The organism is Agromyces cerinus subsp. cerinus, assembly GCF_900142065.1.
In the GTDB taxonomy this organism is placed as follows: Bacteria; Actinomycetota; Actinomycetes; order Actinomycetales; family Microbacteriaceae; genus Agromyces; species Agromyces cerinus.
The window spans coordinates 372,572-384,969 of sequence record NZ_FSRJ01000002.1 but is presented as its reverse complement, the minus strand read 5'-3'; the positions used below and the strand labels follow the sequence as shown (position 1 = coordinate 384,969).

Below are 12,398 nucleotides of genomic sequence, written 5' to 3'. Positions count from 1 at the left end.
GGCCGTGCCGAGCGGCATCCGTCGTTCTTATATTGATCAAATGATCAACAACTGACCCGACGGTACATAGACTGGGCGCACCATGTCAAGCACGCCACGCAAGCGCGCCGAGCGCAAGAGCCCGGCAGAGCGCCGAATCGAGATCGCCGCCGCGGCACGGACGCTCGCCCTCGGCGAGGGCCTCGCGGCCGTGACGCTGCGCGCCGTCGCCGCCCGCGCGGGCGTGACGCCGGCCCTCGTCGCGCACTACCAGCCGAGCATGGACGCCCTCATCGCCGAGACGTTCGACGCGATCGTCGCCGTCGAGATCGAGGAGGTCGGCGCGCTCGTCGCCGAACAGTCGACCCCGCCGGAGCGGCTGTCCGCCCTCATCGGCACGTTGCTCGACGGCTCGCGCGAGGACGTCACGGTCGTCTGGGTCGAGGCCTGGGCGCTCGGCCGGCGCAACGAGTCGCTCGCCGCGAGCGTGCGGCACCGCATGGACGCCTGGCAGTCGGTCATCGTGGGCGTCATCGACGACGGCGTCGAGTCCGGCGACTTCGAGCCCGTCGACGCGGCCGCCGCCGCGTGGCAACTGCTCGGCATGATCGACGGCCTGAATGCGCAGGCGCTCGTGCGCTGGGACGGCGCCGGTCGGCGCGACGCGCTGACGACTCGGAGCGTCGAGGGCCTGCTGGGGCTGCGGCCGGGCGTTCTGCAGGTTGAGCCTGTCGAAACCTGAGCCTGTCGAAACCTGAGCCTGTCGAGACCTGAGCCTGTCGAACTCCGGTCTCGACACGCTCGACCCGCAGCATCGATGCACGCTCCTCGACCGCGAACGCTGATGTCGGCGGCCCCGGATAGCGTGGGACCACGACGACCCGAAGGAGCCCGATGTACCTGGTTGACGGTTCGGTCGTCACGAGCGCGAGCGACCTGAAGAAGGCCTCCGAGTGCGAGTTCGCGTTCCTCCGCGCGCTCGACGCGAAGCTCGGCCGCATCGAGAAGGTGCCCGACCCCGAAGACGCGATGCTCGAGCGCTCGGGCCGGCTCGGCGACCAGCACGAACTGCGGGTGCTCGACGACTACCGCGCCGCACTCGGCGACGGCGTCGTCGAGATCGAGCGCCCCGACGTGCGCGACCCCGCCGCGGTCGCCGCCGCCGTCGAGGCGACGCAGGCCGCGTTCGCGGCCGGCGCCCCCGTCGTCTTCCAGGCGACCTTCGCCGACGAGGGCTTCATCGGCTTCGCCGACTTCATCGTGCGCCAGCCCGACGGCCGCTACCTCGTGCAGGACTCGAAGCTCGCCCGCAGGGCGCGGGTCACCGCGCTGCTCCAGCTCGCCGCGTACGCCGAGCAGCTCGAGCGCACCGGCGTGCCGTGCGCCGACACCGTCGAGCTGCTGCTCGGCGACGGCACGACGAGCGTGCACCGTCTCGACGACATCGCCCCCGTCTACCGGCTTCGCCGCGAACGACTCGAGCAGATCGTCGCAGACCGGCTCGCCGAAGACGGCCCCGTCGAGTGGGGCGACCCGCGCTACGCCCTCGACGGGCGCTGCCCCACGTGCGACCTCGAGGTGCAGGCCCACCGCGACGTGCTGCTCGTGGCCGGCCTCCGGGTCACGCAGCGCGCCGCCCTGCACGACGCGGACATCACGACGATCGACGAGCTCGCGGCATCCTTCGGGCCGGTGCCCGGCGTGCTCGACGCGACGATCGAGAACCTGCGGGTGCAGGCGCGACTGCAGCTCGAGGCAGAGTCGGCAGAGCTGGAAGCGGATGCTTCAGGGCTGCGCTCCCCCGACGACCCGCCGCTGCCGCCGCCCGTCGTCGTGCGCGACGCCGCGTCGCTCGCCGCGATCCCCGAGCCTGACGCCGGCGACCTGTTCTTCGACTTCGAGGGCGACCCGCTCTACACCGAGGGCGCGGCCGACGACTGGGGTCTCGACTACCTCTTCGGCATGGTCGACAACGACGAGCAGTTCACGCCGCTCTGGGCGCACTCCTTCGCCGAAGAGCGGGTCGCGCTCGTGCAGTTCCTCGAGCTCGTGAAGCTCCGTCGGGCCGCCCATCCGCACCTGCACATCTACCACTACGCGAGCTACGAGCGCACGCACCTGCTCGCGATGGCCGCGCGACACGGCGTCGGCGAGGCCGCCGTCGACCAGCTGCTCGCCGACGGCGTCTTCGTCGATCTCTACCCGATCGTCAAGCGCGCGGTGCGGGTCGGCAGCCGCTCCTACTCGATCAAGAAGCTCGAGCCGCTCTACATGGGCACCGAGCTGCGCGAGGCCGACGTGAAGTCGGGCGGCGACTCCATTCTCGAGTACGTGCGTGCACGTGAGCTCGCGTCGACCGGTGAGACCGACCCGGTCACGGGGCTCTCCGGTGCGGCGGCCGCTCAGTTCGTGCTCGACGACCTCGCCGACTACAACCGCTACGACTGCGTCTCGACGCTTCGCCTGCGCGACTGGCTGCTCGGGCTCGCGCGCGACGCCGGGGTCGACCCCGTGCCCGAGTCGCTCATCGTCGAGGCGGCCAAGGCCGCGGGCAAGGTCTACGAGCCCACGCCCCTCGCCGTGCACCTGCAGTCGATCGCCGGCCCGCCCGACGACCCCGATCGAGACGCCGACCACACCGCGCTCGCCCTCGCGGCGGCCGCGATCGACTATCACGATCGCGAGGCGAAGAGCTTCTGGTGGTCGCACTACTTCCGCGTCGAGCAGCCCCTCGAGGCGTGGGAGGACCACCGCGACGTGCTCGTCGTCGACCCGGCACGGTCAGCGGTGGTGCAGCGCTGGTACCGCGAAGACCATCACCGCGTCGACCGACGGCATGTGCGTCTGCGCGGCCGCATCGCCCCTGGGTCGAAGTTCAGCGTCGGCGGCGAGCCGATCGCGCTCTACGAGCCGCCGGCGCCGTTCCCGAGCCATTCACTGCGGCCCGGGTCTCGGGCGTGGCACTCGGTGAAGGTGCTCGAGGTGTTCGACGACGGTGTGCTCATCGAGGAGACCGCGGTCGCCGGGGTCGCCTGGCACGAGCTGCCGTTCGCCCTCGCGCCCGGCACACCTCCGCAGGCCGGCCGCCAGCAGGGGGCGATCCTCGAGTGGGCGCAGCACCTCGAACGCGCCTTCCCGCGCTGGCCCGCGAACCCCTCCATCGATGTGCTGCGCCGCATCCCACCGCGCACACGCAGCGGCGCCGGACTCGTACCGCTCGGCGCCGACCACGACTACGTCGCCGCCGTTGCCGCATCGCTCCGCGACCTCGACGACTCGTACCTCGCGGTGCAGGGCCCGCCGGGCACCGGCAAGACCTATCTGGCCTCCCACGTGATCACCGAGCTCGTCGGCCGGCACGCGTGGAAGATCGGCGTCGTCGCCCAGTCGCACGCCGTGGTCGAGAACGTGCTCGACGCCGTCGTGCGGGCGGGTCTCGATCCCGAGCTCGTCGCGAAGGCCCCGAAAGACGCGAAGGAGCCCGGCGACCACGGGTACACCTTCATCCCGAAGAACGGCGTCGCCGAGTACACGGCGGCGCACGAGACCTCCGGATACGTCATCGGCGGCACCGCATGGGACTTCTCGAACGACAACCGGGTGCCGCGCGGCTCACTCGACCTGCTCGTCATCGACGAGGCGGGCCAGTACTCGCTCGCCTCGACCATCGCCTCCGCCGTCGGCGCCCGCAACCTGCTGCTGCTCGGCGACCCCCAGCAGCTGCCGCAGGTGAGTCAGGGCAACCACCCCGAACCCATCGACACCTCGGCGCTCGGCTGGATCACCGATGGCCACGACGTGCTGCCTCCCGAGTTCGGCTACTTCCTCGCCGAGAGCCGGCGCATGCACCCCGCCGTCGCCGAGCCCGTGTCACGGCTCTCCTACGAGGGCGAGCTGCACTCCCATCCGGTGGCCTCGAAGCGTTCGCTCGACGGTGTCGCCCCGGGTCTCACCGCCCTGCCGATCGAGCATTTCGGCAACACGACCTCCTCGCCCGAAGAGGCGCTCGCGGTCGTCGACCTGGCGCGCTCGCTGCTCGGGCGCGACTGGGTCGAAGCGGCTGCCGGGTCGGCGGCGGCTTCGGTCGGGTCGACGCAGGGCGCGGCATCCGCTCGCCCGCTGGGGCAACGCGACCTCATCGTCGTGACGCCCTACAACGCGCAGCTCACCGAGGTGCGCGCCGCGCTCGACGCGGCCGGCCTCACCGAGGTGCCGGTCGGCACGGTCGACAAGTTCCAGGGCCAGGAGGCGGCCGTCGCGATCGTGTCGCTCGCCGCATCCTCGGCGGCGGCCGCGCCGCGCGGCGTCGAGTTCCTGCTGCTGAAGAATCGACTGAACGTGGCGATCTCGCGGGCGAAATGGGCGGCGTACCTGCTCTACTCACCCGGGCTGCTCGACGCCCTGCCGTACACGCCCGATGGAGTCGCGCAGCTCAGCGCGTTCGTGAGGCTCGTCGGCGACCCGGTGCTCGCTCCCGTGCGCGGCTGACGGCGATCCGGTGCTCGCTCCGTGCGCGGCTGACGGCGGCTCGGAGCCGCAGCCCGGCGTGACGTGACGGCTCGGAGCCATGGCCGCGCGTCGCGGCGCTCCGGTGCGTTCCTCAGTCGCCGAAGGCGAGCCGGGTGCCGCCGACCCGGTCGGCCGTGAGCCGCACCACGACCCGTCCCTCGGCGACCGCCTCTGCGAAGAACGCGGCGGGGTCGGCCGGACGCAGCTCCGCAGCGAGCATGCCGAGCAGTTCCCGACCGACGTCGTCGCCCGGCTCCTGGGTCGGTGCCGACACCTCGGCCAGCCCCTCGAGCGTCGCGTACGACCACGGGTCGTCGCCCGAGACGTGCAGCGTCGCTCTGGGATCACGTCGGAGGTGGGTCGCCTTCAGCCGGGTGGCGGTGGTCGAGAAGCGCGCAGTCCGCTCCGACGGGTCCCACGCGTAGAGCATGGTGGCGAGGTGCGGCTGACCGTCGCGCTTGAGCGTGGCGAGCACGCCGAACCGCTGTGCAGCGAGCAGCTCCGATGCCTCGGTCTCGGTGAGGGGGACGGGTCCGGCGTTCGTCGTCATGGTGAGGTGAACCGGCATCGGCGCCCGAGCATTCCGTGTGCGTCAGGCATGCGTCATCGCGCGTCACCCGGTGAGCTTCGCCACGATGCCGTCGATGCGCCGCTGCCGGGTCTCGGCCGCCTTCGCGCCCTCGACCGCGGTGACGTGCGCCTGCTTCGCGCTCGGCGAGAGCGCGTCGAACGCCGCACGCGCGCCGGCCGTCTCGAGTGCGGCGGCGAGATCGTCGGGCACCTCGACCGTGCGCGGCGCCGTGTCGAGCTCGAGGTCGACGACGATCGGGTCGCCGCCGCCGATGCCGGTCGCCGCCCGCTTGTCGGAGCTGAACGAGATCATGAACCGCCCGCCCATCACCGCGACCGTGCTGCGGTACTCGTAGCCGTTCACGTTCACGACGACGGGCGGCTTCTTGCCGGCGCCGAGCGCCTCGATCACCTCGGGCGGCACCTCGATGCCCGTGTTGTTGCCGACCTGGGACATCGTCGTCTCGAATCGCATGCGCCCGAGTCTGCCACTGCCCTGCCGTCCCTGGGAATAACTGACAGGGTACCCACGTAGGTTATTGGTATGACTTCCCCTGCCACTGATCTGAACCCCGCCCGCGTCACGATGTACGGCGCCGAGTGGTGCAGCGACTGCCGCCGCTCGAAGCGACTGCTCGACGCGCGGGGTGTCGACTACGACTACGTCGACCTCGAGACCGTCGCCGACGGCGCCGACCGCGCCAAGGCGATCAGCGGCCGCACGCAGATCCCCGTGGTCGTCTTCCCCGACGGCACGCACTTCACCGAGCCGACCGACGCCGAGCTCTCGGCGAAGCTCGACGAGGCACTCGCCGCGTAAGCAGCGCATGAGCGAACGGGCGCCAGGCGTTCGGATCGCGTAACAAACGGGCTCGGTGCTCGCACCGGGCGTAGAACTGAGTCATGCCTCCGACCACCGACCCGCTCGCGGACCTCGGACACCGAATCAGCGACCCCGCGACGGCGGGCGGCCGATGACGCTCACGCGCATCCTGCCGACGCTGCGGCGTTCGATCCCCGACCCCATCTCGATGGACCGGTGGCCCGAGGCGACCATCGCCTCGACGACCGACCTCTCCGTGGGCGGCGTCTCGCTCCTACGGCTCGCCGAAGTGTGCGGCACGCCGGCGGTGCACCTCGGCCGGGCGGTCGAGCCGGGCACCGGCGGTCGTCTCGCGTCGGCCACACTGCACACGGGTGTCGTCGTGGTGCGGGTGCTCGAGGCATCCGCCCAGCGCGGCCTCGAGCGCGCGATCGTGATCGATGGCGATCTCACGGAGCTCGACCCGGCGTGGGCTGAGGCACGGCTCATCGGGCGCGCCTCGGTGGCACGCGCGGTGCCGACGACGCTGACGGCGCCGAGCGGATGCTCCGCACTCGCGCCGATCGCATTGCCCGGTGACCTCGGCGCCGGCGACCTGCTCGCGCTGCCCTACACGGCCGTCACCGACGACGCGGGCGTCGCCCGGCCCGCGAGCGGATGGCGATCGGTCGCGCAGACGAGCGACCTGGCCCGCGAGGAGTCCGCCTATCGCAGCGCCGGCACGACCTCCGCAGCGAAGAGCTCGAGCCCCGACCGGTCGTAGGCCGCCTCGGGGAAGTAGTGGATCGCGTAGCCGAGACCCAGCTCGCGGCGCTCGGCGAGCTTCGCGGCCACCTGCGACGGCGTTCCGACGGCGGCGTTCGGCGAGTGGTAGTTCTCCGCCATGAGCGTCGCGGCCTTCTCGGCGCCGAGGAACGGGGTCAGCCGCGCCTCGATGACCGCGAGGCGCCGCGCGACATCCGCTTCGTCGACGCCGACGACCGTGTTGAAGTTCGACGACCGGGTGATCGCCTCGAAGTCGGTGCCGAGGTTCTCGCAGTGCGCGCGCAGCACCTCGCTCCGGTGCGTGAACTCCTCGGGCGTGCCGGTGAAGTTCGTGTACGACGCGTACTTCGCCGCGATCTTCAGCGTCACCTTCTCACCGCCGCCGGCGATCCAGAACGGGATGCCGCCCGGCTGCACCGGCTGCGGCTGCACGATCGCACCGTCGACCTGGTAGTACGTGCCGTCGAGCGTCGCCGAACCGGTCGTCCACGCCTGGTGCATGATCTCGACGCCCTCGCGAAGGCGCCCGAGGCGCTCGGGGATCGAGGGGAAGCCGTAGCCGTAGGCGCGCCACTCCTGCTCGTACCAGCCGCCGCCGATGCCCATCTCGAGGCGTCCGCCCGAGACGTGGTCGACCGTCGCGGCGACCTTCGCGAGGTAGGCGGGGTTGCGATAGCTCATGCAGGTGCACATCTGGCCGATGCGAACGCGCGACGTCGAGGCGGCGAACGCGGCCATGAGGCTCCACGCCTCGTGGGTCGCCTCGGTCTGCGAGGGCACCGGAGTGGTGTGGAAGTGGTCGTAGACCCACATCGACTCCCACACCGAGTCGGGCGCATCGGCGTGCTCGGCGAGCGAGTGCATCGTCTGCCAGTGCTGGGCCGGGTCGATGCCGACGAGGTCGTAGCGCCAGCCCTGGGGAACGAACATTCCGAATCGCATGGCTTCCACCATAGGGTCGGCCGGGCCGTCGGCCGAGCCGTGGGCCGAGCTCGCCGATCTCCGTGGGGCCCCCGCCTTCGAACTCAGCGCCAGCACTGAGGCAGGCTCATGTTCCGCCCGCTACGTTCGGACGAATGAACGGACTGCAGCACTGCGAATACTCTGCCGCCGACTTCGAGGCGACCGTCATCGAAACCACCGACACCCGACTCATCCACGTCTCCGGCTACGGACTCTGCGCGAGCAACGGGTGGACCCTCCAACTCGTCGCCGCGAACCCGGGCGTCGTACCCCACCCCGAGAGCCTCTGGCTCGAGATCCGCGAGACCCCGCCGACGAGCGACGCACCCGCCCGAGTGCTCACCGAGACCAGCGTCGAAGCGATGATCGAAGACGCCCACGCGAAGCAGGTCGTCATCCGCTTCCGCTGGCGCGAGGGGTTCGTCCTCCCGCTCCACGAGCGGGTCGGCGCCCTGCGCTGACCGAGCGGATGCCGCGGGAGATCACCCGAGCGGAGCCCCCGGCTCGCGTGATCTCCCGACTCGAGCGGAGACCCCGCTCCCCCGGCTACGCCAGGGCGAACCTCAGCTCGGCCATCGCCGGTCCCGACCAGACCGTGCCGTCGAGGTCGTCGCTGCGCACGGTGACGACCTTGCCGCCCTTCGACATCACGAGCAGCGCGAGCTGCGGCAACAGGTCGCCGGCGTGCGTGCCGTCGCTCAGCTGCTCATCGGCGCCGTGCCCGCTCGCGAACTCGATCGCACCGGACTGCCGGTCGAGCGTGCCGTTGACCGAGGTCGTGAAGTCGAACCAGAAGACCTCGACCGCGCCATCCGCCGCCTCGCGCGCGATCGCGGCGAGGTCGCGTTCGACCCGGCCCGCCGTACCCTCGGTGAGCTGGCGCAGCGCGCCGTCGGCCTCGGCGACGTTCAGCCGCCCGAGCTGCACGCGCAACGCCTCGTCGATCTCGGCGGCGCCGAGGCGATCGGGCGCCCCGGGCACCGCCACGACGCGGCGTCCGTTGCGGATGCGGTCGATGAAGAGGCTGAGCAGGGGTTCGGCGGCGAAGACGAAGAGCGGCACGCGGTCGTCGGGGTCGCGCTGCATGAGCTCGTGCCGCGTGGCGTCGGCGACGCGCTTCGCGTAGAGCTCGAAGAAGGCCTTGCGGCGTTCGTCGCCGCTCACGCCGCGGTCGCCGTGCTTGCCGCCGCGCGGCTTGTCGTCGTTCTCGGGGTCGCGGTTGATGGCGTCGTCGAGGCTCTTGTCGTGCGACTCGTCGACGTCGAGGCGCGCAGCCCGATCGGTCGGAGTCGCATGCCACAGCGACCACTCGTTGGCCGACAGGGTGATCGCGAACGCCTCCTGGTCCTGACTCGGTGCCCGCAGCAGCTGACCGAGGGTGAAGTGCGAGCCGACGTGCACGGCGTCGTCGAGCCGGTTCGGCAGCACGAAGACCTCGCTGAACCCGGGAGCGACGAAGATCGCGATCGACCGGGCGAGTCCGGCCCAGATCTGCTGGTCGCCGATCACGGCGTCGCGCTCGCGGCGGAGCGCCTCGAGCTCGGCGTTCGCGGCGCCCGACGCCTTCACGCGTTCGATCGCCTCGTCGAACGAGCTCTTCACCGCCACTTCGGCGCGCTCGCGCTCGCTCACGACGGGCGAGGTCGACGCGTAGATCGTGATCGACGGATGATGCAGCCCTGCAAGCGCGGTGAAATCGGCTGCGGTGGGCAATGCGTAATGTACGGTCATCGTTCCTCCCCCAAGGTCGTGCGACGACGATGTCGCTCGCACCCCAGCCTATGAAGGCCGGGGCCCGAGCGACAGCCCCCAACTCACCCGATGGGGTGGTTCGATCACCCGATGGGGTGGTTCGAACGAATCACACCAATCGGATCGACGGCCCGCTTGACCGCACGCAACCGCTCGAGATCGTCGCCGAAGAACCGTTCGGCGGGGCGGGCGTGCTCGGCGAAGTTCAGGTAGTCGCTGCCCGCAGCCCACGGCTCGACGGCCGACAGCAGCCGGGCGAGCGACGCGGCGAGCGCCTCGCCGTTGTCGGGCAGAGCGATGCCGACGCCGAACAGCAGGAAGCCGGCATCGAACCCGGCGGTCACGCCCGGCTGCGGCGTGCCATGAACGGATGCCGCGGCGCGCGCGACGCCCGGATCCATCATGCCGCCGAGGTGGCGGATCTCGGCGGAGAGCAGCACCGACGAGGCATCCGGGCCCACCGCGTCGACGAAGGCGCGGATCGCGGCAGGGGTCAGTTCGGCGAGCAGCATGCCGTCGCCGAGGCCGGGGACGGGCTGGGGCGGATCCATGTGCAGCTGCAGCAGCTCGGCCGAGGACTGCGGGTGCACCGTGTCGACCTCGGGCGCGAGGGCGCGGAGCGGTGCGATCAGCTCGTCGACCCGGGCAGGGTCCTCCTGCATCGCGACCTCGACGACGACGAGCGAGCGTCCCGAGAGGAAGGGCGGCAGTTCCGGCATCGGCGGCAGGCGCAGCACGCGGGCGGTCGAGGTGACCGAGGTCGGAATGCCGTCGATCCACTCCGACCAGGCGGTGAACACCTCGGCCGTGCGCTCGATCGGCCAGAGCAGCATGCCGGCGCTCAGCGCGGGCACCTCGAAGAGTCCGAACTCGAGTGCGGTGACGACGCCGAGGTCGCCGCCGCCGCCGCGGAGCGCCCAGAACAGCTCGGCCTCGTGCTCGGCGTCGACCCGGCGCGCCCCGCCGTCGGCCGTGACGACCTCGATCGCGACGACGTGGTTGGCGGCGAGTCCGTGCGAGCGGGCGAGCCAGCTCACCCCGCCGCCGAGCGTGTAGCCGACGACGCCGACGTCGTGGGCGGTTCCGGCGAGCGCGGTGAGCCCGAGCGGCGCGACGGCGGCGACGACATCGCCCCACTGGGCACCTGCCTCGACGCGGGCGATGCGCGACTCCGCGTCGATCTCGACGCCCCGCATCTCGTGGGTGCGCAGCAGGATCACGCCGGCGAGCCCGTCGTTCGCCGCGAGCGGGCCGGCGTTGTGGCCGGTGGCCTGCGGCGCGACGGCGAGGCCGAACTCCGCCGCCGCACGCACGGTGTGCGCGACGTCGTCGGCGGTCGCGGCGACGACGATCGCGGCGGGGTTCTGGTCGACGGCGAGGTTCCAGGCCGAGCGGGCCTCGTCCCACCCGGGGTCGCCGGAGATCAGCACGCGACCGGCGATGCGGTCGTCGAGGAGTGCGAGTGCCTCGCGGAGCGAGAGCGTGGCGGAGTCGGTCGTTGCGGCCGACGGCACGGGGGTGTTCACGGATGCTTCCTTTCGGGATCGTCGCGGGCCCATGCGCGCCCCACGGGGCGGCGCTCCGACGGCCGCACTGGTCTCAGGCGGCGCTCGCAACGAGAACCCATCCAATTTCGGCGTGGTCTCCCCCGCGTCAGTGGTCGCCCTCCGATCGTGTCAGTGGCAGCACCCACCCTCCATGGACCCAGGTCGCCGGTCGCGCAGCTTCAGGGAGCGTCTGCTGGTCGAGCTCGTCGAGACCCGGTTTCGACGAGCTCAACCCGCAGCCACCGGAATACCGCGCACCGCGCCCCGGTTGCCGTGAGGGATGACTTCCTCACCCCGCCTCTCCGTGCTCGACCTCATCCCGGTGCGCACCGGCCAGACGAGCGCAGGTGCGCTCGCGGCATCCGTTCGCCTCGCGCAATTCGCCGATCGCCTCGGCTTCACCCGCTACTGGTTCGCCGAGCACCACAACATGCCGGCCGTCGCCTCGACGACGCCGCCGGTGCTGATCGCGGCGATCGCGGCGAAGACCGAGCGCATCAGGGTCGGCTCGGGCGGCGTCATGCTGCCGAACCACGCCCCGCTCGTCGTCGCCGAGCAGTTCGCGGCGCTCGAGGCGTTCGCCCCGGGCCGCATCGACCTGGGCATCGGCCGTGCCCCCGGCAGCGACCCCGTCATCACCCAGCTGCTGCGCATCTCGGGGCCGACGGCCGACGTCGACCGGTTCCCCGACCACATCGCCGACATCCTCTCGCTGCTCTCCCCCGACGGAGCCTCGCTGCGGCTCACGAGCGGCCGCGAGTACGCGATCACGGCGACTCCAGCGGCGACGGATGTCCCGACGCTCTGGCTGCTCGGATCGAGCGACTACTCGGCGAAGCTCGCCGCGTCGCTCGGCCTGCCGTACGTCTTCGCGAACCACTTCTCGGGCGAGGGCCTCGAGCGGGCGCTCGAGCTCTACCGCACCGAGTACCGGCCGAGCGAGGCGCACCCGGCACCCGAGACGTTCCTCACGGTGAACGCCTCGGTCGCCCCGATCGCCGAAGAGGCACGCGCCCGGGCACTGCCCCAGATGCACTCGATGGCGCGCCTGCGCACCAACCGCCCCATGCGCCCGCTCGAGACGGTCGAGGAGGCGCTCGCCGCCCCCGCCGACTCGGTCGGCGACGAGCTCATCGCGGCCATGGAGCAGCGCTGGATCATCGGTGACCCCGCGGCCGCGGCATCCGAACTGCGCACCCTTGCTGCGCGCCACGGCATCGACGAGATCATGCTCGCGCCCATCGGCGGCAGCTACGACGGCGAAGCCCTCGACGCGACCCCCGGTCGGGAGCAGACGCTCGAGCTGCTCGCGAACGAGCTGCTCGCGAACGACGCCTCCGCTGCGGGCTGACCGGCGCGCCGCGCCGCTCCCTCGCCATGGGTGACACGGCTCCGTTTTCGTTCGCGCGCCGGCCGACCGGGTGCAGCGCTTCGTCAACCGCGCGTTCTCCTGGCAGCCATCTGCCGCTCCTACCGTACGGGCGTCCCCC

The 12,398-nt window shown here is 71.7% G+C and carries 11 protein-coding genes; 6 read left to right on the top strand and 5 right to left on the bottom strand.

What is annotated here, in order from left to right; translation table 11 throughout:
* Positions 1 to 82 precede the first annotated feature (82 nt).
* On the top strand, positions 83 to 721 hold the full coding sequence (locus BUR99_RS07840; protein WP_074259811.1) for a TetR/AcrR family transcriptional regulator: 639 nt from the start codon (positions 83 to 85) through the stop codon (positions 719 to 721).
* A gap of 152 nt (positions 722 to 873) precedes the next feature.
* The gene (locus tag BUR99_RS07835) at positions 874 to 4,467 is read left to right on the top strand and encodes a TM0106 family RecB-like putative nuclease (protein ID WP_074259810.1); all 3,594 of its coding nucleotides are present in this window, start codon (positions 874 to 876) and stop codon (positions 4,465 to 4,467) included.
* 112 nt (positions 4,468 to 4,579) lie between these two features.
* Here the strand turns inward: BUR99_RS07835 and BUR99_RS07830 are convergent, their stop codons facing one another.
* Both BUR99_RS07830 and BUR99_RS07825 read right to left on the bottom strand, forming a co-directional pair.
* Entirely contained in the window at positions 4,580 to 5,056 is a 477-nt protein-coding gene (locus BUR99_RS07830; protein WP_234980788.1) for a PPOX class F420-dependent oxidoreductase, read from the bottom strand.
* A gap of 45 nt (positions 5,057 to 5,101) precedes the next feature.
* Positions 5,102 to 5,533: a YdeI/OmpD-associated family protein gene (locus tag BUR99_RS07825; protein ID WP_074259809.1), complete on the bottom strand. Its 432-nt coding sequence runs from the start codon at positions 5,531 to 5,533 to the stop codon at positions 5,102 to 5,104.
* 69 nt (positions 5,534 to 5,602) lie between these two features.
* Between BUR99_RS07825 and BUR99_RS07820 the strand changes: the two genes are divergently transcribed.
* Positions 5,603 to 5,878 (top strand): glutaredoxin family protein, encoded by a 276-nt coding sequence (locus tag BUR99_RS07820; protein ID WP_074259808.1) that lies wholly within the window; start codon positions 5,603 to 5,605, stop codon positions 5,876 to 5,878.
* Positions 5,879 to 6,032: 154 nt separating this feature from the next.
* Entirely contained in the window at positions 6,033 to 6,644 is a 612-nt protein-coding gene (locus BUR99_RS07815; protein WP_074259807.1) for a hypothetical protein, read from the top strand.
* On the opposite strand, the gene BUR99_RS07810 is transcribed toward BUR99_RS07815, so the two are convergent.
* Positions 6,587 to 7,588: an LLM class F420-dependent oxidoreductase gene (locus tag BUR99_RS07810; RefSeq protein WP_074259806.1), complete on the bottom strand. Its 1,002-nt coding sequence runs from the start codon at positions 7,586 to 7,588 to the stop codon at positions 6,587 to 6,589. The two genes, BUR99_RS07815 and BUR99_RS07810, sit on opposite strands and share 58 nt — an antisense overlap.
* 134 nt (positions 7,589 to 7,722) lie before the next feature.
* Between BUR99_RS07810 and BUR99_RS07805 the strand changes: the two genes are divergently transcribed.
* Entirely contained in the window at positions 7,723 to 8,070 is a 348-nt protein-coding gene (locus BUR99_RS07805) for a hypothetical protein (protein ID WP_074259805.1), read from the top strand.
* A gap of 85 nt (positions 8,071 to 8,155) precedes the next feature.
* Here BUR99_RS07805 and BUR99_RS07800 read toward each other — a convergent pair whose 3' ends face one another.
* Both BUR99_RS07800 and BUR99_RS07795 read right to left on the bottom strand, forming a co-directional pair.
* Positions 8,156 to 9,340 (bottom strand): baeRF11 domain-containing protein, encoded by a 1,185-nt coding sequence (locus BUR99_RS07800; protein ID WP_074259804.1) that lies wholly within the window; start codon positions 9,338 to 9,340, stop codon positions 8,156 to 8,158.
* A 104-nt stretch (positions 9,341 to 9,444) separates the two neighbouring features.
* Positions 9,445 to 10,887 (bottom strand): FAD-binding oxidoreductase, encoded by a 1,443-nt coding sequence (locus tag BUR99_RS07795; RefSeq protein ID WP_234980787.1) that lies wholly within the window; start codon positions 10,885 to 10,887, stop codon positions 9,445 to 9,447.
* A 301-nt stretch (positions 10,888 to 11,188) separates the two neighbouring features.
* Between BUR99_RS07795 and BUR99_RS07790 the strand changes: the two genes are divergently transcribed.
* A complete protein-coding gene (locus BUR99_RS07790) occupies positions 11,189 to 12,259 on the top strand; it encodes an LLM class flavin-dependent oxidoreductase (RefSeq protein WP_074259803.1) in 1,071 nt (356 codons plus the stop codon).
* Positions 12,260 to 12,398: the final 139 nt, after the last annotated feature.